20 protein-coding genes and 1 pseudogene are annotated in these 21557 nt (G+C 72.8%); 13 read left to right on the forward strand and 8 right to left on the reverse strand.

Annotation, left to right across the window (positions count from 1 at the left end):
* The first annotated feature begins 66 nt into the window (after positions 1-66).
* From IF28_RS0131535 to IF28_RS0131555, 5 genes are all read left to right on the forward strand, one after another.
* The gene (locus tag IF28_RS0131535; RefSeq protein WP_030227534.1) at positions 67-1458 is read left to right on the forward strand and encodes a CitMHS family transporter; all 1392 of its coding nucleotides are present in this window, start codon (positions 67-69) and stop codon (positions 1456-1458) included.
* A gap of 38 nt (positions 1459-1496) precedes the next feature.
* The gene (locus IF28_RS0131540; protein WP_030227537.1) at positions 1497-2687 is read left to right on the forward strand and encodes an MFS transporter; all 1191 of its coding nucleotides are present in this window, start codon (positions 1497-1499) and stop codon (positions 2685-2687) included.
* A gap of 577 nt (positions 2688-3264) precedes the next feature.
* Positions 3265-4602 carry an ABC transporter ATP-binding protein gene (locus tag IF28_RS0131545; RefSeq protein WP_030227540.1) on the forward strand — a complete coding sequence of 446 codons (1338 nt, stop codon included), beginning with the start codon at positions 3265-3267 and terminating at the stop codon, positions 4600-4602.
* A 108-nt stretch (positions 4603-4710) separates the two neighbouring features.
* Positions 4711-6099 carry an aldehyde dehydrogenase family protein gene (locus tag IF28_RS0131550; RefSeq protein WP_030227543.1) on the forward strand — a complete coding sequence of 463 codons (1389 nt, stop codon included), beginning with the start codon at positions 4711-4713 and terminating at the stop codon, positions 6097-6099.
* A gap of 16 nt (positions 6100-6115) precedes the next feature.
* Positions 6116-7201: a Zn-dependent alcohol dehydrogenase gene (locus IF28_RS0131555; protein WP_030227546.1), complete on the forward strand. Its 1086-nt coding sequence runs from the start codon at positions 6116-6118 to the stop codon at positions 7199-7201.
* Here the strand turns inward: IF28_RS0131555 and IF28_RS0131560 are convergent.
* The 3 genes from IF28_RS0131560 to IF28_RS0131570 all read right to left on the reverse strand — a co-directional run bounded on the left by IF28_RS0131560 (position 7198) and on the right by IF28_RS0131570 (position 9775).
* Complete coding sequence (locus IF28_RS0131560) at positions 7198-8163, reverse strand: DMT family transporter (protein WP_406710874.1); 966 nt, start codon at positions 8161-8163, stop codon at positions 7198-7200. The genes IF28_RS0131555 and IF28_RS0131560 overlap by 4 nt on opposite strands.
* A gap of 209 nt (positions 8164-8372) precedes the next feature.
* The gene (locus IF28_RS0131565; RefSeq protein ID WP_030227553.1) at positions 8373-9077 is read right to left on the reverse strand and encodes an ArsR/SmtB family transcription factor; all 705 of its coding nucleotides are present in this window, start codon (positions 9075-9077) and stop codon (positions 8373-8375) included.
* Positions 9078-9133: 56 nt separating this feature from the next.
* Positions 9134-9775, reverse strand: a complete 642-nt coding sequence (locus IF28_RS0131570) for a TetR/AcrR family transcriptional regulator (RefSeq protein WP_030227555.1) — start codon at positions 9773-9775, stop codon at positions 9134-9136.
* 88 nt (positions 9776-9863) lie between these two features.
* Between IF28_RS0131570 and IF28_RS0131575 the strand changes: the two genes are divergently transcribed.
* The 3 genes from IF28_RS0131575 to IF28_RS0131585 all read left to right on the forward strand — a co-directional run bounded on the left by IF28_RS0131575 (position 9864) and on the right by IF28_RS0131585 (position 12063).
* Positions 9864-11015, forward strand: coding sequence for an acyl-CoA dehydrogenase family protein (locus tag IF28_RS0131575; RefSeq protein WP_030227558.1), 1152 nt, complete (start codon positions 9864-9866; stop codon positions 11013-11015).
* A 59-nt stretch (positions 11016-11074) separates the two neighbouring features.
* Positions 11075-11362: a YiaA/YiaB family inner membrane protein gene (locus tag IF28_RS0131580; protein WP_030227563.1), complete on the forward strand. Its 288-nt coding sequence runs from the start codon at positions 11075-11077 to the stop codon at positions 11360-11362.
* Positions 11363-11433: 71 nt separating this feature from the next.
* The gene (locus tag IF28_RS0131585; RefSeq protein ID WP_030227566.1) at positions 11434-12063 is read left to right on the forward strand and encodes a TetR/AcrR family transcriptional regulator; all 630 of its coding nucleotides are present in this window, start codon (positions 11434-11436) and stop codon (positions 12061-12063) included.
* On the opposite strand, the gene IF28_RS0131590 is transcribed toward IF28_RS0131585, so the two are convergent.
* A complete protein-coding gene (locus IF28_RS0131590) occupies positions 12060-12521 on the reverse strand; it encodes a MaoC family dehydratase (RefSeq protein ID WP_030227568.1) in 462 nt (153 codons plus the stop codon). The genes IF28_RS0131585 and IF28_RS0131590 overlap by 4 nt on opposite strands.
* A gap of 129 nt (positions 12522-12650) precedes the next feature.
* Between IF28_RS0131590 and soxR the strand changes: the two genes are divergently transcribed.
* Positions 12651-13115, forward strand: a complete 465-nt coding sequence (gene soxR / locus IF28_RS0131595; RefSeq protein WP_030227570.1) for a redox-sensitive transcriptional activator SoxR — start codon at positions 12651-12653, stop codon at positions 13113-13115.
* Between the two features lie 147 nt (positions 13116-13262).
* On the opposite strand, the gene IF28_RS0131600 is transcribed toward soxR, so the two are convergent.
* Positions 13263-13865, reverse strand: a complete 603-nt coding sequence (locus tag IF28_RS0131600) for a hypothetical protein (RefSeq protein WP_030227573.1) — start codon at positions 13863-13865, stop codon at positions 13263-13265.
* A 358-nt stretch (positions 13866-14223) separates the two neighbouring features.
* Positions 14224-15474, reverse strand: a complete 1251-nt coding sequence (locus IF28_RS0131605) for an exo-beta-N-acetylmuramidase NamZ domain-containing protein (protein ID WP_030227576.1) — start codon at positions 15472-15474, stop codon at positions 14224-14226.
* 167 nt (positions 15475-15641) lie between these two features.
* Here IF28_RS0131605 and IF28_RS0131610 point away from each other — a divergent pair, with 167 nt between their 5' ends.
* The 3 genes and pseudogenes from IF28_RS0131610 (at position 15642) to IF28_RS0131620 (ending at position 17458) form a co-directional block, all read left to right on the forward strand.
* Positions 15642-16415: an SDR family oxidoreductase gene (locus IF28_RS0131610; protein ID WP_030227579.1), complete on the forward strand. Its 774-nt coding sequence runs from the start codon at positions 15642-15644 to the stop codon at positions 16413-16415.
* 34 nt (positions 16416-16449) lie between these two features.
* Positions 16450-16887: pseudogene (locus tag IF28_RS0131615) on the forward strand (AMP-binding enzyme); the annotation flags it as partial.
* On the forward strand, positions 16865-17458 hold the full coding sequence (locus IF28_RS0131620; protein WP_030227585.1) for a TetR/AcrR family transcriptional regulator: 594 nt from the start codon (positions 16865-16867) through the stop codon (positions 17456-17458). The pseudogene IF28_RS0131615 and the gene IF28_RS0131620, both read left to right, overlap by 23 nt.
* 539 nt (positions 17459-17997) lie before the next feature.
* On the opposite strand, the gene IF28_RS0131625 is transcribed toward IF28_RS0131620, so the two are convergent.
* Complete coding sequence (locus IF28_RS0131625; RefSeq protein ID WP_030227587.1) at positions 17998-19212, reverse strand: acyl-CoA dehydrogenase family protein; 1215 nt, start codon at positions 19210-19212, stop codon at positions 17998-18000.
* A 5-nt stretch (positions 19213-19217) separates the two neighbouring features.
* Positions 19218-20240: a phosphotransferase family protein gene (locus IF28_RS0131630; protein WP_030227591.1), complete on the reverse strand. Its 1023-nt coding sequence runs from the start codon at positions 20238-20240 to the stop codon at positions 19218-19220.
* A 165-nt stretch (positions 20241-20405) separates the two neighbouring features.
* Between IF28_RS0131630 and IF28_RS0131635 the strand changes: the two genes are divergently transcribed.
* A complete protein-coding gene (locus IF28_RS0131635) occupies positions 20406-21332 on the forward strand; it encodes an NADP-dependent oxidoreductase (protein ID WP_030227595.1) in 927 nt (308 codons plus the stop codon).
* Positions 21333-21557: the final 225 nt, after the last annotated feature.

Raw genomic sequence — 21557 nt, forward strand, 5'->3', positions numbered from 1 at the left:
GCACCTAACGTCCATCGGACCGCCGGCCCTGGTGGGAGTTCAAGGGCGAACGTTAGGTGTCCACTCATGCTGACCATCCTCGGCTTCGTCATGATCGCGACCTTCCTGGTCCTGATCATGCTGAAGAAGATGTCGCCGATCGCGGCGCTCGTGCTGATCCCCGCGCTGTTCTGCGTGTTCGTCGGCAAGGGCGCCCACCTCGGTGACTACGTCATCGACGGCGTGTCGAGCCTCGCGCCCACCGCGGCGATGCTCATGTTCGCGATCGTCTACTTCGGCGTGATGATCGACGTCGGACTCTTCGATCCGATCGTCCGCGGCATCCTGCGGTTCTGCAAAGCGGACCCCATGCGGATCGTGGTCGGCACCGCGCTGCTCGCCGCGATCGTCTCCCTGGACGGCGACGGCTCCACCACCTTCATGATCACCGTCTCGGCGATGTACCCCCTGTACAAGCGCCTGAAGATGAGCCTCGTCGTGATGACCGGCGTCGCCGCCATGGCCAACGGCGTGATGAACACCCTCCCCTGGGGCGGCCCGACGGCCCGCGCGGCCACCGCGCTCAAGCTCGACGCCGGCGACATCTTCGTCCCGATGATCCCCGCCCTGCTGGTCGGTCTGCTCGGCGTCGTCGTCCTCGCCTACGTGCTCGGGCTGCGCGAGCGCAAGCGGCTGGGCGTGCTCACGCTGGACGAGGCGCTGGTGAAGGAGGAGGCCGAAGAGACCGTGCTCGTCGGCGCGGGCGGCGGCGGTGCCGCCGAGAAGAGCGCGGGCGGCTCCGCCGGTGGCGGCGGTACGGACGCGGACGACGACGACTTCCAGGGCCTCGACCCGAACCGGGACACCCTGCGCCCCAGGCTGTACTGGTTCAACGCGCTGCTCACGGTCGCCCTGCTCACCTCCATGATCATGGAGGTGCTGCCGATCCCGGTGCTGTTCCTGATCGGCGCCGCCCTCGCGCTCTCCGTCAACTTCCCCCACATCCCCGACCAGAAGGCCCGCCTCGCGGCCCACGCCGACAACGTCCTCAACGTCTCCGGGATGGTCTTCGCCGCCGCCGTCTTCACCGGAGTCCTCCAGGGCACCGGCATGGTCGACCACATGGCCGAGTGGATGGTGGACGTCATCCCCGAAGGCATGGGCCCGCACATGGCCCTCGTCACCGGTGTGCTCAGCCTGCCGCTCACCTACTTCATGTCCAACGACGGCTTCTACTTCGGTGTCCTGCCCGTGCTCGCCGAAGCCGGCGCCGCGCACGGCGTCACCCCGCTGGAGATGGCCCGCGCCTCCCTCGTCGGCCAGCCGCTGCACATGTCCAGCCCGCTGGTCCCCGCGGTGTACGTCCTGGTCGGCATGGCCAGGGTCGAGTTCGGCGACCACACCCGGTTCGTGGTGAAGTGGGCGGCCCTGATCTGCCTGGTGATCCTCGCGGCCGGAATGCTGTTCGGCATCGTCTGACCCGTCCCGGCCCGCTCGTCTCAGGAAGGACCCCGATCATGGCGCCCGGTGGGAACCGCGGCTGGCTGCTCCGCCTCGTCATCGCCTTCGGCTTCGCGCAGGGGGCGGTGTCGATGGCCCGGCCCGCCGTCTCCTACCGGGCGCTCGCGCTGGGCGCGGACGAGCGGGCGATCGGCGTGATCGCGGGCGTGTACGCGCTGCTGCCGCTGTTCGCCGCCGTACCGCTCGGCCGGCGCACCGACCACGGCCGCTGCGCTCCGCTGCTGCCTCTCGGCGTGGTGCTGATCTCCGGCGGCTGTGTGCTCAGCGGCCTCGCCGGATCGCTGTGGGCGATGGCCCTGTGGAGCGGGGTGATGGGACTCGGGCACCTCTGCTTCGTCATCGGGGCCCAGTCGCTCGTCGCCCGGCAGTCCGCCCCGCACGAACAGGACCGCAACTTCGGGCACTTCACGATCGGGGCGTCGCTCGGGCAGCTGGTCGGGCCCATTGCGGCGGGCGCGCTGATCGGGGCGGACATGGGGCGCAGCAGCGCGGTGGCGCTGGTGGCGGCGGGGGTGGGGGGCGCGGTCGCGCTCACCTCGCTGTGGCGGATCGAACGGCCGGGGGTGGTGGTCCGGACCCGTGCGGGCGGGGGCGTGCCGGTGCGGGGGATCCTGCGGGCGCGTGGCGTGCCGGCGGGGATTCTCATCAGCCTGGCCGTGCTGTCCGCGACCGACATCCTCACGGCGTATCTGCCGGTGGTCGGGGAGCATCGGGGGATCGACCCGGCCGTCATCGGCGTACTGCTGAGTCTGCGGGCCGCGGCCACGATCGCCTGCCGGCTGGTGCTCACTCCGCTGCTGCGGCTGCTGGGGCGGACGGCGCTGCTGGCGGTGACGTGTCTGGTGGGGGCGGTGCTGTGCGCGGGGGTGGCGCTGCCGTTGCCGGTGTGGGGGCTGGGGGTGGTGCTGGTGGTTCTCGGCTTCTGCCTGGGGGTCGGCCAGCCGCTGTCCATGACCACGGTCGTCCGGGCCGCGCCCGCGGAGGCCCGGTCCACGGCGTTGGCACTGCGGCTGACCGGCAACCGCCTGGGCCAGGTGGCCGCGCCGGCCTCGGCGGGGCTGATCGCGGGGGTCGCGGGCGTGGCAGCCCCCTTCGTCATGCTGGCCGCACTGCTGCTCCTGGCGTCGGGGGTCGCGCTGCGAGCACCGCGGGAAGAGGCGAGCGGCGCGGGGGCCGCCCGGAAGTAAGACGGGCCGAGCCCACCCGCGCATGCCACGGCGTACCCGCCGCCCATCCGTGTTCGGCGCGCCCACCGCGTGCCGCGCGCCGCGCCGCCGCCGATCTGCGTGCCGCGCCGCCGCCGATCCGCGTGCCTGCCGCCGCCGATCCGCGTGCCGCGTGCCGCGCCGCCGCCGCGCTGCCGCCGCGCCGCCGCCGATCTGCGTGCCTGCCGCCGCCGATCCGCGCGCCGCGCGCCGCGCGCCCGCCGATCCGCCGATCCGCCGATCCGCCGATCCGCGGGCAGTCGTGCCGCCCCAGCGGCACGACTGCCCGCAGCTACGCGGACTGCGGCGGCACGACTGCCCGCAGCTACGCGGACTGCAGCGGCACGACTGCCCGCAGCTACGCGGACTGCGGCGGTGCGGCCGGCCGCAGCTGCGGATGCAGAAGCGTGGCGTCCGGTCTCGGGTGGTGGACCGGTGAGGGCCGATCGCGTCCGGTGTCTTCCCCCGGGTGCTACTTTCCGTTAGCTTCCGTGACTCGTACGTCCCATGCGGCCCGCAGGGGACGTTCCGCGCCCTGAACCGCCCCGGGGGCACCCGAATGACACGCGCCATCTCCCTGCACGACGTGAGCAAGGCATTCACACGAGGCGTCCCCGTCGTGGACCGGCTGTCGCTGGACATCGCGCCCGGTGAGTTCCTCGTCCTGCTCGGCCCCTCCGGCTGCGGCAAGTCCACCGTCCTGCGGATGATCGCCGGACTGGAGGAGATCGACGACGGCCGGCTGTTCCTCGACGGCGAGTACGCCAACGACCTGCCCCCCTCCGACCGCGACATGGCGATGGTGTTCCAGAACTTCGCCCTGTACCCCAGCATGACCAGCCGCGACAACATAGGCTTCCCCCTCCGCATCGAGTCCCCCGGCGCCGACCCCGCCCCGCGCGTCGACGCCACCGCCCGGATGCTCGGCATCGAGGACCTCCTCGACCGCTTCCCCGCCCAGCTCTCCGGCGGTGAACGCCAGCGCGTCGCGATGGGCCGGGCCATCGCCCGCCACCCCTCCGCCTTCCTGATGGACGAGCCGCTGTCCAACCTCGACGCCAAGCTCCGCAACCGACTGCGCGCCGAGATCTCCCAGCTCACCCGCGAACTGGGCGTCACCACCGTCTACGTCACCCACGACCAGGCCGAGGCGATGTCGCTCGGCGACCGTGTCGCCGTCCTGCGCGGCGGCGTCCTCCAGCAGGTCGGAACCCCGCGCGCGGTGTACTCCCTGCCGAGCAACGTCTTCGTCGCCGCGTTCGTCGGCACCCCACGGATCAATCTGCTGCGCGGCCTGGTGCGCGCCCCGCTCGACGGGGCGATGACCATCAGCCTCGGCAAGCAGTTCCTGCGCCTGCCCGAGCCCCTCAGCCTGGACCACCGGCTGCTCAGGGTGCAGCAGGGCCGCGAGGTCATCGTCGGCCTGCGCTCGGAGGCCGTACGGATCGCCAAACCGGCCGCCGCCAGCACCGGCGAGGTGGCGCTCACCGGACTGGTGGAGCACCTGGAGTTCCAGGGACACGAGGTCCTCGTCCACTTCAACACCGGCTCCAGCCCCGCCGTCGTCCCCGAGTTGGAGGCCCCGCGCCCGAGACCCGAGCGCCCCGACCGGCGCCGCCGCCGCGACGGCACCGTCCTGCACCGGCTGCGGGTACGGGCCGGGGCGCGCCGCGCGGGCACCGTGGCGACGCTCGACCCACCGGGAAAGGCACCCCGCCCCCCGTCCACCGAGCCGCGCGTGCCGGGTGACCTCATCGTCCGCACCACTCCCGACATCCCCCTCCGGCACGGCATGCAGGTGCCGCTCCTGGTCGACCTCGCCCACCTCTTCGTCTTCGACCAGAGCGGCGAACGGATCTGCCCCAGCCCGGCGCGGCTGCCCGACCTGGAGGAGTGACACCGCCGTACGGAGACCCCTGGCGCGAGAAAACTAACACCGCTAGTTTAGGAGCCGTCGGCCGAACCGAGCGGCCGGCCGGCGACGCCCCGCCCCGGAGGAAGCGCGATGAAGGCATACGACGGCATGTACATCGACGGCGCCTGGCGCCCCGCCGCCGGTCCGGACGTGATCGAGGTGGTGAACCCGGCCGACGAACAGGTGATCGCCACCGTCCCCGCGGGCACCGTCGAGGACGTCGACGCCGCCGTACGCGCCGCCCGGGCGGCCCTTCCCGGGTGGGCCGCCACCCCGCCCGCCGAGCGCGCCGCCCGGCTGGCCGCGCTGCGGGACGTGCTCGTGGCCCGGCGGGCCGAGATCGCCGAGACGGTGACCGCCGAACTCGGCTCGCCGCCGAAGCTCTCGGACGCCGTCCACGCCGGTGTGCCGATCGCCGTGGCCGGCTCGTACGCCGAACTGGCGGCGACGTACGCCTTCGAGGAGAAGGCGGGCAACTCGACGGTGTTCCACGAGCCCGTCGGCGTGGTCGGGGCGATCACCCCCTGGAACTACCCGCTGCACCAGATCGTCGCCAAGACCGCCCCCGCGCTCGCGGCCGGCTGCACGATCGTCGTCAAGCCCGCCGAGGACACCCCGCTGGTCGCCCGGCTGTTCGCCCAGGCCGTGCACGAGGCCGGGATCCCGGCGGGCGTGTTCAACCTCGTCACCGGTCTCGGCCCGGTCGCCGGGCAGGCCCTCGCCGAGCATCCGGGCGTGGACCTGGTCTCCTTCACCGGCTCCACCGCCGTGGGCCGCCGTATCGGCGCGATCGCCTCGGGCATGGTGAAGAAGGTCGCCCTCGAACTCGGCGGCAAGTCCGCCAACGTGATCCTGCCCAGCGCCGACCTGGCCCGCGCCGTCAACGTCGGCGTCGCCAACGTGATGTCCAACTCCGGCCAGACCTGCAGCGCCTGGACCCGCATGCTGGTCCACGAGGACCGTTACGACGAGGCCGTGGAGCTCGCCGCGGCCGCCGCCGCCAAGTACGGCGACCGCATCGGCCCCCTCGTCAACGCCAAGCAGCGGGAACGCGTACGGGGTTACATCGACAAGGGCGTCGCCGAGGGCGCCCGGCTGGTCGCCGGTGGCTCCGGCTCCCCGCACGAGAAGGGCTATCACGTCAGCCCCACGGTCTTCGCCGACGTCACCCCGGAGATGTCCATCGCCCAGGAGGAGATCTTCGGCCCCGTCCTGTCGGTCCTGCGCTACGCGGACGAGGAGGACGCCCTGCGCATCGCCAACGGCACCGTCTACGGTCTGGCCGGCGCCGTCTGGGCCGGCGACGAGGCGGAGGCGGCGGCCTTCGCCCGCCGTATGGACACCGGCCAGGTCGACATCAACGGCGGCCGCTTCAACCCGCTGGCCCCCTTCGGCGGTTACAAGCAGTCCGGGGTGGGCCGCGAACTCGGCTCGCACGGTCTCGCCGAGTACCTCCAGACCAAGTCCCTCCAGTTCTAGGGGAGTCACAGCCGCCATGACCGTACGTGCCGCAGTTCTGCCCGCCGTCGGAGCCCCGCTGGAGATCACCGGGATCGATCTGCCCGAACCGGGCCCCGGCCGGGTCCGCGTCCGGCTCGCCGCCGCCGGGGTGTGCCACTCCGACCTGTCCCTGTCCGACGGCACCATGCGACTGCCGGTCCCGGCCGTCCTCGGCCACGAGGGCGCGGGCACGGTCGTCGCCGTCGGCGAGGGCGTCACCCATGTCGCCCCCGGTGCCGACGTGGTCCTCAACTGGGCCCCCTCCTGCGGCTGTTGCCCCGCCTGCGCGCGCGGCGAGGTGTGGCTGTGCGCGGACGCCCTGGCCGGCGCCGCCGAGGTGCACGCCCGGCGCGCCAACGACGGCACCGACCTGTACCCCGGACTGAACGTCGCCGCGTTCGCCGAGGAGACCGTGGTGGCCGCGTCCTGTGTGCTGCCCGCCCCGGACGGCGTCCCGCTCACCGACGCCGCCCTGCTCGGCTGTGCGGTGCTCACCGGTTACGGCGCCGTCCACCACTCCGCGCGGGTCCGGCCCGGCGAGCGGGTCGCCGTGTTCGGCGTCGGGGGAGTGGGCCTCGCCGCCCTCCAGGCGGCGCGGATCGCGGGCGCGTCCACGATCGTCGCGGTCGACGTCTCCCCGGAGAAGGAGGAGCTGGCGCGGGCCGCGGGCGCCACCGACTACGTCGTCGCCTCCGACACCACCGCCCGGCAGATCCGCGCCCTCACCGGCAAGGAGGGCGTGGACGTGGCGGTGGAGTGCGTCGGCCGCGCGATCACCATCCGCACGGCCTGGGAGTCCACCCGGCGCGGCGGACGCACCACGGTCGTCGGCATCGGCGGCAAGGACCAGCAGGTCACCTTCAACGCCCTGGAGATCTTCCACTGGGGCCGGACCCTCTCCGGCTGCGTCTACGGCGACTCCGACCCCGCCCGCGACCTCCCGGTCCTCGCCGGCCACATCCGCGCCGGCCGCCTGGACCTCTCCACCCTGGTCACCGACCACATCGCCCTGGACGGCATCCCCGCCGCCTTCGACAACATGCGGGCGGGCAAGGGCGGACGGGCGCTGGTGGTGTTCTAGCGCGGCTCGCGGGCGGTCTCCTCCCGGGCGGCCTCCGGCGCCGCGGGGAGAGTGGCCACCCGCGCCGCCGCCCGCGACCGGGACCGCGAGACCGCCACGCCCGCGAGGCACAGAACACCGCCCACCAGGGTCAGCGCGCCCGGTACCTCACCGAGCGCCAGCCACGACATCAGCACGACCAGCGCGGGCACCGCGTACGTGGTCGCGCCCATCCGGCTCGCGGTCGTACGGGCCAGGGCGTAGGCCCAGGTGGTGAAGGCGAGAGCGGTCGGGAACACGCCCAGATAGACCATGTTGAGCGTGGCGGACAGGGGCGCGTCGGCCGCCTCGCCCACCAGCTGCCCGGCGAACGGCAGACACGCCACCGCCCCCACCAGACACCCGTACGTCGTCACCTGCAACGGGCTCGCCGCACCCAGGGCCGGCTTCTGCGCGACCACGCCTCCCGCGTACGCCACGGCCGCCAGCAGGCACAGCACCACCCCGAGCACCGACGACCCGCCCTCGCCGGACATCGAAAGACCCACCGTCACCGCGCCGGCGAACGACACCGCCATCCCCGCCAGCAGCCGCGGCGGCATCGAGTCCCCGAGCAGCCGGGCGCCGAGCAGGGCGATGAGGATCGGCCCGATGTTCACCACCAGCGCCGCCGTACCCGCGTCGACCTGCTGCTCGCCCCAGTTGAGGGCCACCATGTAGAACCCGAACCAGAGCAGCCCCGATATCAGGATTCCCCGCCACGCGGCCCGCGGCGGGGGCCCCTCCCGCCGCAGCAGACAGAGCACCCCCAGCGTCAGCGCCCCGGCCAGCAGCCGCCCGAGCGCGAGCGCACCCGGCGAGTACGCGGCCCCCGCACTGCGGATCGACACGAAGGCGGAGGCCCACAGCACGACGGTGACACCGGCCGCACCGGCGGCCAGCACCTCCGGCCGGGGGGCGGAACGCGAGGAGAGCTTCATCATGCTCCAGAGGCTAGAAGGGGACACGGGCGGAACGCCCGCGGATTTCGGACGAGGGGGTGCCGGCGGCGGAGGGCCGGCGTGCCGGTCGGCGCGGTGTCTGCGTGCCGGCTTCGGGAAGGGGCGTGACGGTCGGCACAGGGTTCGCGCGGCGGCTCCGGGGGCGGGGAGCGCCGGCCGGCGCAGGGCCTCTCCGGACGGAGGCCCGCCGGTCAGCGCAGCTTCTCCGCCTCGATCCCCAGCAGTTCGGACAGCGCGCGTTCGCCCGCCGCCGTCACCTTCACCGCCCGTTCGGTGCCGATGCGCACGCACCATCCCGTGTCGAGGGCGTGCCGGCACAGGGCCGCGCCCGCCACTCCGGCGAGATGAGGGCGGCGCTCCGTCCAGTCCAGGCAGGCGCGGGCCAGCGGACGGCGGCCCCGGCGGTCCAGCCCGATACCGGCCGTACCGAACCACCGCAGCCCCGCGTCGGTGAGCGCGAACCCGGTGTCCTGGCGCAGCAGCCCGCGCCCGGTGAGCGCGTCGGTGACGGCGATGCCGAGCCGCCCGGCGAGATGGTCGTAGCAGGTGCGCCCGCGCGCCATCGCCGAGCCGGCGCCCGCCTGCCGCAGGGTGCGCGGGCGTGCGCCCGGTGCCACCCGCGCGGCCAGGTCCTCCACCAGCTGCGCGATCCGCGCGTCGGCCAGCCGTACGTACCGGTGCCGGCCCTGCCGTTCCTCGGTGAGCAGCCCGCCCGCGACGAGTCTGCTCAGGTGCTCGCTGAGGGTGGACGCGGCGACACCGGCGTGCCGGGCCAGCTCGCCCGCCGTCCAGGCCCGCCCGTCCAGCAGCGCCAGCAGACATACGGCCCGCGTCTCGTCGGCGATCAGCGCGGCGAACCGCGCCAGTCCGGCCGCCCGGGGGTCCTCGGTGGTCATGCCCCCAGCATGGGCCACGGACGCTTCGGCGCTCACCGAAGTGTCCCGGGGGCGGGCTATGGCGTGGCCCGCGCCCGCTCGTACTGCAGCGCCAGCCCGTCCAGCAGCGCCGTGAGTCCCGCCTCGAAGGCCCGTTCGTCGATCTTCTCCTGCTGCTCGGCGAGCAGATGGGCCTGTCCGAGGTGCGGGTAGTCCGCGGGATCGTACGCGCTCGCGTCGTCCACGAAACCGCCCGCGAAGGAGCCGAGCGCGGAGCCCATGATGAAGTACCGCATCAGCGCGCCGATGGAGGTGGCCTGCGCGGGCGGCCAGCCCGCCTCGACCATCGCGCCGTAGACCGCGTCGGCCAGCCGCAGCGCCGCCGGGCGGCGGCCCGGACCGCGGGCCAGCACCGGGACGATGTTCGGATGGTCACGCAGCGCGGCCCGGTAGGAGACCGCCCAGTCGTGCAGCGCGGTCCGCCAGTCCCGGGCGTCCTCGAACATCGACAGGTCGACCAGCGCGCTCACCGAGTCGGCCACCGCCTCCAGGATCTCGTCCTTGGTCCGGAAGTGGTTGTAGAGGGAGGGCCCGCTCACCCCCAGTTCCGCGGCGAGCCGGCGCGTGGAGACGGCCGCGAGGCCCTCCGCGTCCACCAGCGCTCGGGCCGTACCGACGATCCGGTCGGTGCTCAGCAGGGGCTTGCGCGGTCGGGCCATGGCGCACATAGTAGGACCGCGACCAGAAACTAGCAGTGCTAATTTAAATGTGCACGTTCTCGGCGGCCTTCCCATGGGGTGACTCGGTATGAATCTGGAGCTCAGCGAGGAGCAGGAGGACGTCCGCCGGCTCGCCCGGGACTTCGTGGAGCGTGAGGTGGTGCCCCACGCCACCGCCTGGGACCGTGCAGAGGAGGTCGACCGCGGCATCGTGAAGAAGCTCGGCGAGGTCGGCTTCCTGGGCCTGACGATCGACGAGGAGTACGGCGGTGGCGGCGGTGACCATCTCGCGTACTGCCTGGTCACCGAGGAGCTGGGCCGCGGCGACTCCTCCGTGCGCGGCATCGTCTCCGTCTCCCTCGGCCTGGTCGCCAAGACTATCGCCGCGTGGGGGAGCGAGGAGCAGAAGCGCGCCTGGCTGCCCGGCCTGACCTCCGGCGCGTACGTGGGCTGCTTCGGCCTCACCGAGCCGGGCACCGGCTCCGACGCCGGCAGCCTCACCACCCGCGCGGTGCGCGACGGCGACGACTACGTCGTCGACGGAACCAAGATGTTCATCACCAACGGCACCTGGGCCGACGTCGTCCTGCTCTTCGCCCGCTCCACCGACGCCCCCGGCCACAAGGGCGTCTCCGCCTTCCTCGTCCCCACCGACACCCCCGGCCTGACCCGCCGTACCGTCCACGGCAAGCTCGGCCTGCGCGGCCAGACCACCGCCGAACTCGTCCTCGAGGGCGTGCGCGTGCCCGCCTCCGCGATGCTCGGCGAGGAGGGGAAGGGCTTCTCCGTCGCCATGTCGGCCCTCGCCAAGGGCCGGATGTCGGTCGCGGCCGGCTGCGTCGGCATAGCGCAGGCCGCCCTGGACGCGGCCGTGCGGTACGCGGGGGAGAGGGAGCAGTTCGGCAAGCCCATCGCCCGGCACCAGCTCGTCCAGGAGCTGATCAGCGACATCGCCGTGGACGTCGACGCCGCCCGGCTGCTCACCTGGCGGGTCGCCGACCTGATCGACCGGGGCCGGCCCTTCGCCGTCGAGTCCTCCAAGGCCAAGCTCTTCGCCTCGGAGGCCGCCGTCCGCGCCGCCAACAACGCCCTCCAGGTCTTCGGCGGTTACGGCTACATCGACGAGTACCCGGCCGGCAAACTCCTGCGCGACGCCCGGGTGATGACCCTCTACGAGGGCACCAGCCAGATCCAGAAACTGGTCATCGGCCGCGCGCTGACCGGGGTTTCGGCTTTCTGAGTACGGTCTGAGTAGCTGAGCGGATGTGGCCGCGGCCACATCCGCCGATTCTTGTCCCCATGAGCGACACACCGGTCAAGCAGCAGAGCACGGCCGCCTTCTACGGTCAGGCCGTCGCGTCCTTCGGAGTGGCCCTGGGCGCCACCGCGGTCGGCATCTTCAACCTCCAGACCGACGCCTGGGTCCGTGCCTTCCTGGGCATCGCGGTCCTGTACCTCGTCACCTCCGCCTTCACCCTCGCCAAGGTCATCCGTGACCGTCAGGAGGCCGGGCAGATCGTCAACCGGGTCGACCAGGCCCGGCTGGAGAAGATGCTCTCCGAGTACGACCCGCTGCAGAAGCTGTGACGAAGGGTGCGCTAAGCGCCCGCTCACCCTTGCCGGTATGGTGTTGCCCCTGTCAGCGAATGGGGTGAGCGATGAGTACGGCGGAGGAGACGGCCGGCGGTGAGGCGCAGCCGTGGGGTGAGGTCACGCCCGACGCGGCCCGACGGCTGCTGCTCGCCGCGGTGGAGGCGTTCGCGGAGCGCGGCTATCACGCCACCACGACCCGCGACATCGCGGGCCGCGCCGGGATGAGCCCGGCCGCGCTCTACATCCACTACAAGACCAAGGAAGAGCTGCTCCACCGCATCAGCAGGATCGGCCACGAGAAGGCCGTCGAGATCCTGCGCACGGCGGCCCGCGCCGAGGGCAGCCCGACGCGGCGGCTCGCCGAAGCGGTCAGCTCCTTCGTCCGCTGGCACGCGGGCGGCCGCACCACCGCCAGGGTCGTGCAGTACGAACTCGACTCGCTGGGCCCCGAGGCCCGCGCCGAGATCGTCGGGCTGCGCCGGCAGGTCGACGCCGAGGTGCGCGGGATCATCGAGGAGGGCGTGCGCTCCGGCGAGTTCGACGTCCCCGACGTGCCGGGCACGACGCTCGCCGTGCTCTCCCTGTGCATCGACGTGGCCCGCTGGTTCAACGTCGACGGGCCCCGCACCCCCGAGGAGGTCGGCGCGTTGTACGCCGACCTCGTGCTCAGGATGGTCGGGGCCGCGCGGGGCTAGAGGTAGTAGCGGGCCACCGACTCGGCGACGCACACCGGCTTGTCGCCGCCCTCGCGCTCCACGGTGAAGGCCGTGGCCACCTGCACCCCGCCCTGCACCTCGTCGACCGAGGTGATCGTCGCGGTCGCGCGCACCCGTGAGCCGACCGGCACCGGGGCGGGGAAGCGGACCTTGTTGGTGCCGTAGTTGACACCCATCCTCACGCCCTCCACCGCGATCAGCTGGGGGCCGAACAGCGGGAGCAGCGACAGCGTGAGATAGCCGTGCGCGATCGTCGTCCCGAACGGTCCCGCCGCCGCCTTCTCCGGGTCGACGTGGATCCACTGGTGGTCCCCGGTGGCCTCGGCGAACAGGTCGATCCGCTTCTGGTCGACCTCCAGCCAGTCGGTGTACCCCAGCCGCTCGCCCACCGCCGCCTTCAGTTCGGCGACGGACGTGAAGATCCTCGGCTCTGCCATGTTCCGGCCTCTCGCGTCACGTGGTCGCAGCGCATCGGTATGCGCATGCCTAAGCAACTGCTTAGCATGGTGTGCCGGACAGTCCCTGTCAACGGAACCGGCCGCCGGACGGGTGGGTAGGGTTCGGGGGTGCACCGGATTCCCGAGAAGATCCACGAGCTCACGGTCGGACAGCTCTCCGCACGCAGCGGCGCCGCGGTCTCGGCCCTGCACTTCTACGAGTCCAAGGGCCTGATCAGCAGCCGCCGCACCTCGGGCAACCAACGCCGCTACAGCCGTGACACCCTGCGCCGGGTCGCCTTCGTCCGCGCCGCCCAGCGGGTCGGCATCCCGCTCGCCACGATCCGCGAGGCGCTCGCCGAGCTGCCCGAGGAACGCACGCCCACCCGGGACGACTGGGCGCGGCTCTCCGAGGCGTGGCGCTCGGAGCTGGACGAACGCATTCGGCAGCTCAACCGTCTGCGTGATCACCTCACGGACTGCATCGGCTGCGGCTGTCTCTCGCTGGACAGCTGCGTCCTGTCCAACCCCAACGACATCTCCGGCGACCACCTCACAGGCTCCCGCCTGCTCCCAGAACCAAACCCCCACTGACCACAAGCACGCTCCCGCACGGCGCTCGCGTCCTCGTCCGCCGCGGCGACACCGTGACCGCGCACCGCCCGCCAGTACAGGTCGTCCCCGGAGCCAACGGGGGTGCGGCATCCCCGGCGCACCCCCTTGCCCCCGTTGCTCCCTCTCTCAGGCCGACACCAGCAGCCTCGCGCTGCGGGCGTCCGCCAGGGCTCCGGAGGTGAGCACGGGGCGCGGTACCAGGATTCCGCAGCCCGTGCAGACCGGGCCCGTCGACGGCTCGTGATCCAGGTCGTAGCGCCACATGAGCCGTTCCCCCCGGCACACGGGGCATGCCGCACCCGGCTCCCGCTCCAGCGCGGCTATCAGCCGCCGCAGCACCTCCGCCAGCGGCTCACGCGGGTGCACCCGCGGGTCGTCGCACCAGGCCACACCGAAACCGCCCCAGGTCAGCCGGTGCCAGTCGTCCACACTGCCCGGCCTGCGCAGCCCGTCGTGCTTCTCCTTCCTGCGGCGGTCGGCGAACTCCACCTCGTAGGCCAGCCAGACCGCCCGGGCCTCCTCCAGTTCGTCCAGTGCGGCCACGAGCCGCGCCGGGTCGACGGAGCGGTCCTCGGGATCGAACCCGGCCCTCGCGCACAGATGGTCCCAGGTCGCCCGGTGCCCATAGGGAGCGAACCGCTCAAGGCACTTGCGCAGCGAATAGCGCCGCAGCGCCAGATCGCTCCGGGGATCTCGGACCTGTCTCGCCAGACTCCGGAAACCGGCCATCGTCCTGCACCTCCGTCACACCTGCACCTGTAATCCGGTCACTTCGGCGTCGTCGAACGGACGTCGCCGAGTAGACGTATCGACACGCGATTCGGCTCCATCCTTTTTTCGATGGCCCCCGTCAGCCGGCCGCGGGGACCCACCGGTCAACTCCCGTGGTCCCTGCTTCAGTTGTGGTCGCACACGGGGATACCGGCGGTAACCCGCTCCCTGCCTTCCCCGCGGGGAGAAACCTCTCCCCGACAGCCTGAGAACTCCCCGCGGCCTCTACGGGTTCCTGAAGACCGGACCGATATGCGTGCCCGACGGAAAACGGCGGCGGGCCACCGCCCACCGCCGTCCGCCCCGCACCACCCGCTCAGCGGTACAGCAGGTACCCCCGCCGCATCCGCCGGAACCCCGCCAGCTCATCCCGCCAGCCGGCGACCACCTCGTCCGTGTCCGCGCCCGCGTCGATCATCGTGCGTACGCGCGTGGAGCCGGTCAGCCTGTCGATCCATTCGTCCGGACGCCAGGCGAACCCGCTCCACGAGCGCTTGGCGCTGATCAACAGCCCGATCCCGGTCCGCACCGGATCGAACGCCGCGCGGTCGTGTACATGCAGCTGGACACCCCCGATGGTCTTCCCCTGGAACTTGGAGAACGTCGGCGCGAAGTACGCCTCCCGGAACCGCACGCCCGCGAGCCCCAGCTCGTTCGCCGCCTCCGCCCAGCGCCCGTCGATCCCCTCCGCGCCCAGCAGCTCGAACGGCCGGGTGGTCCCGCGCCCCTCCGACAGGTTCGTCCCCTCGAACAGACAGGTCCCCGGGTACACCAGCGCCGTCTCCGGTGTCGGCATGTTCGGGCTCGGCGGCACCCACGGCAGCCCGGAGGCGTCGTAGAAGTCCGACCGCCGCCAGCCCGACATCGTCACGGTCTCCAGCGGCACCGGCGTGGTCAGGAACTCCCCGTTGAACAGCCGTGCCAGCTCCGCGACGGTCATCCCGTGCGCCTGCGAGATCGGCTGCCGTCCGACGAACGTCGCGAACTCCTTGTGCAGCACCGGCCCCAGCGCGGCCCGCCCGGTGACCGGGTTCGGCCGGTCCAGTACGACGAACCGCCTGCCCGCGAGCGCGGCCGCCTCCATGCAGTCGAACAGGGTCCAGATGTACGTGTAGAAGCGCGCGCCGACGTCCTGGATGTCGAAGACGACCGTGTCCACGCCCGACGCGGTGAAGACGTCGGCGAGTGCCTGACCGCTCTTCAGATACGTGTCGTAGACGGGCAGGCCGGTCGCCGGGTCGTCGTAGCGGCCCTCCGAGCCGCCCGCCTGGGCGGTGCCCCGGAAGCCGTGCTCGGGACCGAAGACGGCGGTCAGGGCCACCCGGTCGTCGGCGTGCATCACGTCCACGATGTGCCGCACCTCCCGGGTGATGCCCGTCGGGTTGGTGACCACGCCCACACGCTGCCCGTCGAGCAGCGCGTAACCGTCCGCGGCGAGCCGGTCGAACCCGGTGCGCAGCCCCCGGCCGGGCCCGTGCCCCGGCCCGGACGCGGCGGCCGCCGGTGCGGCGGAGGCCGCCACCGCGGCCGTGGTGGTGGCGAGCAGGCTTCGTCTGGACAGCTTCATACGGTGACCTCCGTGATCGCGGCGGGTGTCATGAGCACGCACGCTAGCGCGCGTGACCGCGCCGGGGAACGCACCGCACCGGGCCCGCGCCCAGCACCCCTTCCACCGGGCATACCGACCGGTTAGTCTGACGCCGGAACCGCTGGGAGCCGCGTCGAAGGAGTCCGATGATGCAAGCCGAGCAGAGTGCGAAGGTGGTCGTCACGGGGGCCGGGGGCGGCATCGGGGCGGCACTCGCCCGCCGCTTCGCCGCGCAGGGGGCGCGGGTCGTCGTCAACGACCTCGACGCCGGCCGCGCGAAGGCCGTCGCGGAGGAGATCGGGGGCCTGGCCGTGCCGGGCGACGCGTCCTCGATCGTCGCCGAGGCCCGGGACGCGCTCGGCGGCACGGTCGACGTGTACTGCGCCAACGCGGGCGTCGGACGGGACGGCGGGGAGCCCGGCGAGCCGCTCGACGAACAGGGCTGGGCGCTCTCCTGGGACGTCAACGTCATGGCGCACGTCCGCGCGGCGCACGCACTGCTCCCCGACTGGCTGGAGCGCGGCAGCGGCCGCTTCGTCTCCACCGTCTCCGCCGCCGGACTGCTCACCATGATCGGCACCGCCCCCTACAGCGTCACCAAGCACGGCGCCTACGCCTTCGCCGAGTGGCTGTCACTGACGTACCGCCACCGCGGGGTGAAGGTCCACGCGATCTGCCCGCAGGGTGTGCGCACCGACATGCTCGACGCCACCGGCAGCGCGGGCGACCTGGTCCTCAAGCCGACCGCGATCGAACCGGAGGACGTGGCCGACGCCCTCTTCCGCGGTATCGAGGAGGACCGCTTCCTGATCCTGCCGCACCCCGAGGTCGCCGAGTACTACCGCACCCGCGCCACCGAACCGGACCGCTGGCTGACCGGCATGAACCGCCTCCAGCAACAGTGGGAGGCCACCCGGTGACCGCCTCCCGCCACGCCGGCAAGCCCTGGCCGAGGGGCTGGTCGTCGAGCAGGGCCGGCTCCGCGTCGTCGACCGCAGGAAGGACATGATCAACGCGCCCGCCGGGGGTCTGGGGGCGTCCCCCGGAGAACGCGGCAAGGTGTGGCCGCGCGAGGTCGAGGACGTCCTCCACACGCACCCGGCGGTACGCGAGGCCGCCGTCGTCGGCGTCCCCGACGGCTACCCCGGGGAGACCGTCAACGCCTTCGGCAGCCTGCGCCCCGGCGCCGAGGCCGACCCGGACGCACTCGCCGCCCCCTGCGGGGAGAGACTGGCCGCCTACACGTATCCGCGCCAGGTGGAGATCCTGCCGCAGCTGCCGAAGGCGGCCAGTGGGAAGATCCTCCGGCGGGAACTGCGTTCCCCGGCCCACGAGAACCAGCAGCGACACGGAAAGGCGGGTGGCGGAAGTGCCCAGGACGACGGACGGTGACGGGACTCCCGTGCCACAGCGGCTCCTGGCCGCCGCCACCCGGCTCTTCGCCGAGCAGGGATACGACCGCACCTCGGTGCAGGAGATCGTCGAGGCGGCCGGCGTCACCAAAGGGGCCCTCTACCACTACTTCGGCTCCAAGGACGACCTGCTCCACGAGGTGTACGCGCGCGTGCTGCGCCTCCAGCAGGAACGCCTCGACCGGTACGCGGACGCCGACGAGCCGATCGAGAAGCGGCTGCGCGGCGCGGCGGCCGACGTCGTCGTCACCACGATCGAGAACCTCGACGACGCGTCGATCTTCTTCCGCTCCATGCACCACCTCGGCCCGGAGAAGAACAAGCAGGTACGCGCCGAGCGCCGCCGCTACCACGAACGCTTCCGCGCGCTGATCGAGGAGGGCCAGCGCGAGGGCGTGTTCTCCACGGCGACCCCGGCCGACCTGGTGGTCGACTACCACTTCGGCTCCGTGCACCACCTGTCGACCTGGTACCGCCCCGACGGCCCGCTCAGCCCGCAGGAGGTCGCCGGCCATCTGGCCGACCTGCTGCTGCGGGCCCTGCGTCCCTGACGCCCCCGGGGCGGCCCGCCGGCAGGTCGAGCAGGGCCGCAGCGGCCGGGTCGCGCGGCCTCGGCCCCGCCCGGCCGGGCTGCGTGTGCGTCGCCCCCGCCCGGCCGGTACCCACCGTGCGCCCCGGATCGGGCCGGCGGACCGTGACGCACGGCAGCCCGCCCGCTCACGATCGGCCGGGGCGGCGCCACCCCCGATCCCGGCCCGCACCGGCTCCACCGGCAGCCCCGCCTGCGCGACGTCACACGTGAGGCGACGCCACAGCCCGCAGTGCGCGGCCGGCCGCCGTACGGCCGTCTCCCCGGACCGGCCCCCGCGCGGAAGCCCGTGAACGGCTCCTCCGCCGGATCCGCGATCAGGGTCCGGCCGGCCGCGGCGAGCGGATCTCATACCGGCGCGGTGGGCCACGGACCACGCGCCCCCGAAGCCCTCACCGCGGCCCGGCCGCCGGCCCGCAGTCCCCTGCCGCCTGCGCGCCTTCCCGCGGGCACCGGCGCTGCCGGACCACGCACCTTCCGGCGGCTACCGGAGCCGGGGCCTCACAGGTACTTCTTCAGCTCCCGGCGGGCCAGTGAGCGCTGGTGCACCTCGTCCGGGCCGTCGGCGATCATCAGCGTGCGCGCCCCGGCGTACAGCTCGGCCAGCGGGAAGTCCTGGCTGACCCCGCCCGCGCCGTACAGCTGGATCGCCCGGTCGAGGATGCCGACGACCGTACGCGGGGTCGCGATCTTGATCGACTGGATCTCCGTGTGGGCGCCCCGGTTGCCGACCGTGTCCATCATCCAGGCCGTCTTCAGCACCAGCAGCCGCAGCTGCTCGACCGCCACCCGCGCGTCCGCGATCCAGTTCTGCACCACGCCCTGCTGCGCCAGCGCCTTGCCGAACGCGTCACGCGACACCGCGCGGCGGCACATCAGCTCGATGGCCCGCTCGGCCATGCCGATCAGCCGCATGCAGTGGTGGATCCGGCCGGGGCCGAGCCGGGCCTGCGCGATGGCGAAGCCGCCGCCCTCCTCGCCGATCAGGTTCGACACCGGCACGCGCGCGTGGTCGAAGACCACCTCGGCGTGACCGCCGTGGTAGTGGTCCTCGTAACCGAACACCCGCATGGCGCGCTCGATCGTGACACCCGGCGTGTCGCGCGGGACGAGCACCATGGACTGCTGCCGGCGGATGTCCGCCCCGTCCGGGTCGGTCTTCCCCATCACGATGAAAACGGCGCAGTCCGGGTGCATCGCCCCGGAGATGTACCACTTGCGGCCCGTGATGACGTACTCGTCGCCGTCCCGCTCGATGCGCGTGGTGACGTTGGTGGCGTCCGAGGAGGCCACGTCCGGCTCCGTCATCGCGAACGCGGAGCGGATCTCACCGGCGAGCAGCGGCTCCAGCCACTGCTTGCGCTGCGCCTCGTCGCCGAACTGCGCCAGCACCTCCATGTTCCCGGTGTCCGGCGCCGCGCAGTTGGTGACGGTCGGGGCGATCTGCGGGGAGCGGCCCATGATCTCGGCGAGCGGCGCGTACTGGAGATTGGTGAGCCCGGCACCGTACTCGGATTCGGGCAGGAACAGGTTCCACAGCCCCTGCCGGCGCGCCTCGGCCTTCAGCTCCTCCACCACGGGCACGTTCTCCCACGGCGAGTCCAGCCCGGCCCGCTGCTCGTGGGCCACCGCCTCGGCCGGGTAGACGTACTCGTCCATGAAGGCGAGCAGCCTGCCGCGCAGTTCCTCGGTGCGCGCGTCGAACGCGAAGTCCATGTCCGTCAGCCTTCCTGGAGAGTGGTCAGACCGTGCTGGATGAAGACCGGGACCAGATCGCCGATGCGGTCGAAGCCGCGGCCGACCGTCTGGCCCAGCGTGTAGCGGTAGTGGATGCCCTCCAGGATCACGGCGAGCTTGAACCAGGCGAACGCCGTGTACCAGGACACCGCGGAGACATCGCGCCCCGACCGCGCGGCGTACCGCTCGATCAGCTCGGCCGGCGTGGGATGCCCGGGCGCCTCGGCGGTCGTGGAGACGGGGGAGTCCGGTGTGCCCAGCGGCATGCTGTACATCACCAGCAGCCCCAGGTCCGTCAGCGGGTCCCCGAGCGTGGACATCTCCCAGTCGAGAACGGCCTTGATCCGGTCGTCCTGTCCGATCAGCGCGTTGTCGAGGCGGTAGTCGCCGTGCACCACGGCCGGCGCGGGGGAGTCCGGCAGTTCGCGGCCGAGCGCCGCGTGCAGTTCGTCGATCCCGGCCAGCTCACGGTTGCGGGAGGCGTCCAGCTGCTTGCCCCAGCGCCGCAGCTGCCGGTCCAGGAACCCCTCGGGCCGCCCGAAGTCCCCGAGCCCCACCTCGACGGGGTCGACGGCGTGCAGCTCGACGAGCGTGTCCACCAGGTTCAGCACGGCGTCCCGGGTGCGCCCGGCACCGAGCGGGGCGAGCTGGCCGGCCGTCCGGTACGGGGTGCCCTCCACGAACTCCATGACGTAGAACGGCGCCCCGAGCACCTCCTCGTCCTCGCACAGCAGCACCGTGCGCGGCACCGGCACGGCGGTGGGCCGCAGCGCGCTGATCACCCGGTGCTCGCGCCGCATGTCGTGCGCGGTCGCCAGCACATGGCCGAGCGGGGGCCGCCGTACGACCCACTTCGAGGTGCCGTCGGCGACCGCGTAGGTGAGGTTCGACCTGCCGCCCTCGATCAGCCGGCCGGTGAGCGGGCCGTCGACCAGGCCGGGCCGCTCCCGTTCGAGCAGGCCGCGCAGCCGGTCGAGATCGAGTCCGGGCGGGTGGTCGGGGCTCATCGTCGCTCCTACGGGCAGGCGAACAGTACCCGCCCATGATGCCGACCGGTCGGTATGCCGTCCAGAGCGGCAGCCGAACGTGATCGGGCCCACGATGCCACGCGAATGGCGTATCTCGAGCCGTCCGGCTTGCACCGGGGGCGCGCACCCCGGAGGGTCGGACCCATGAAGGCGATCAGCTACGCACGGTACGGCGGCCCCGAGGTGCTCGGAATCGGGGAGGTCGACGACCCGGCGGTCGGTCCGGACTCGGTGCTGGTGAAGGTGCGGGCGGCGGCCGTCAACCCGGTCGACTGGAAGTGCCGCGAGGGCCATCTCGACTCCGTGCTCAAGCCGGTGTTCCCGGTGATCCCCGGCTGGGACGTCTCGGGCGTGGTCGTCCGGCCCGGGCCCGCCGTACCGGAGTTCGCGGCAGGCGACGAGGTCATCGGCTACGTACGCGAGGACATGCTCTCCCGGGGCACCTTCGCCGAGTACGTGGCCGCCCCGGTCCGCACCCTCGCCCGCAAGCCGCGCAGCCTGTCCTTCGAGGAGGCGGCCGGCCTCCCGCTGGCGGGACTCACCGCGTACCAGGTGCTGCACCGCGTCCTCGACGTCAAACGGGGTGAGACCGTCCTGGTGCACGCGGCGGCCGGAGGCGTCGGCTCCGTCGCCGTACAGCTCGCCGCCCACCTCGGCGCCCGTGTCATCGGCACGGCGAGCGAACGCAACCACGACTTCGTGCGCGGGCTGGGCGGCGAGCCGGTGACGTACGGCGAGGGCCTGACCGAACGGGTGCGGGGACTGGCCCCCGAGGGCGTGGACGCGGTCTTCGACTCGGTGGGCGCAGACGCCCTGAAGGCCTCGGCGAACCTCCTGGCCCCCGAGGGCCGCCTGGCCTCGATCACCGACCCCGAGGTGGTCACCTACGGCGGCCACTACTGGTTCGTCCGCCCCGACCCCCAGGACCTCCAGCACCTGGCGGACCTGGCGGACCAGGGCACGATCAAGATCCACGTGGCCCGGACCTTCCCCCTGGAGGAGGCGGCAGAGGCCCACCGCCTGAACGAGGAGGGCCGAACGAGGGGCAAGATCGTGGTGAGGGTGAGCTGATTTCAGCCCGTCCGGCGTTCGAGGACGAGGCCCGAAGGGCCGGAAGGGGGGTCTGGGGCGCAGCCCCCAGGGACGGGAGGGGGCGGCGGGGGCGAAAAGGACGTCACCCCTCCACCACGATCACCACCCCGCACACCACCATCCCCACCGTGCACAACACCGCCCCGGCGGCAGCCCGGGGCGCCATGACGACCGGCCCCCCACCACCCCCACCCCTCGGCTCCC

This window comes from Streptomyces sp. NRRL WC-3626 (assembly GCF_000718785.1).
GTDB classification, from domain to species: Bacteria; Actinomycetota; Actinomycetes; order Streptomycetales; family Streptomycetaceae; genus Streptomyces; species Streptomyces edwardsiae.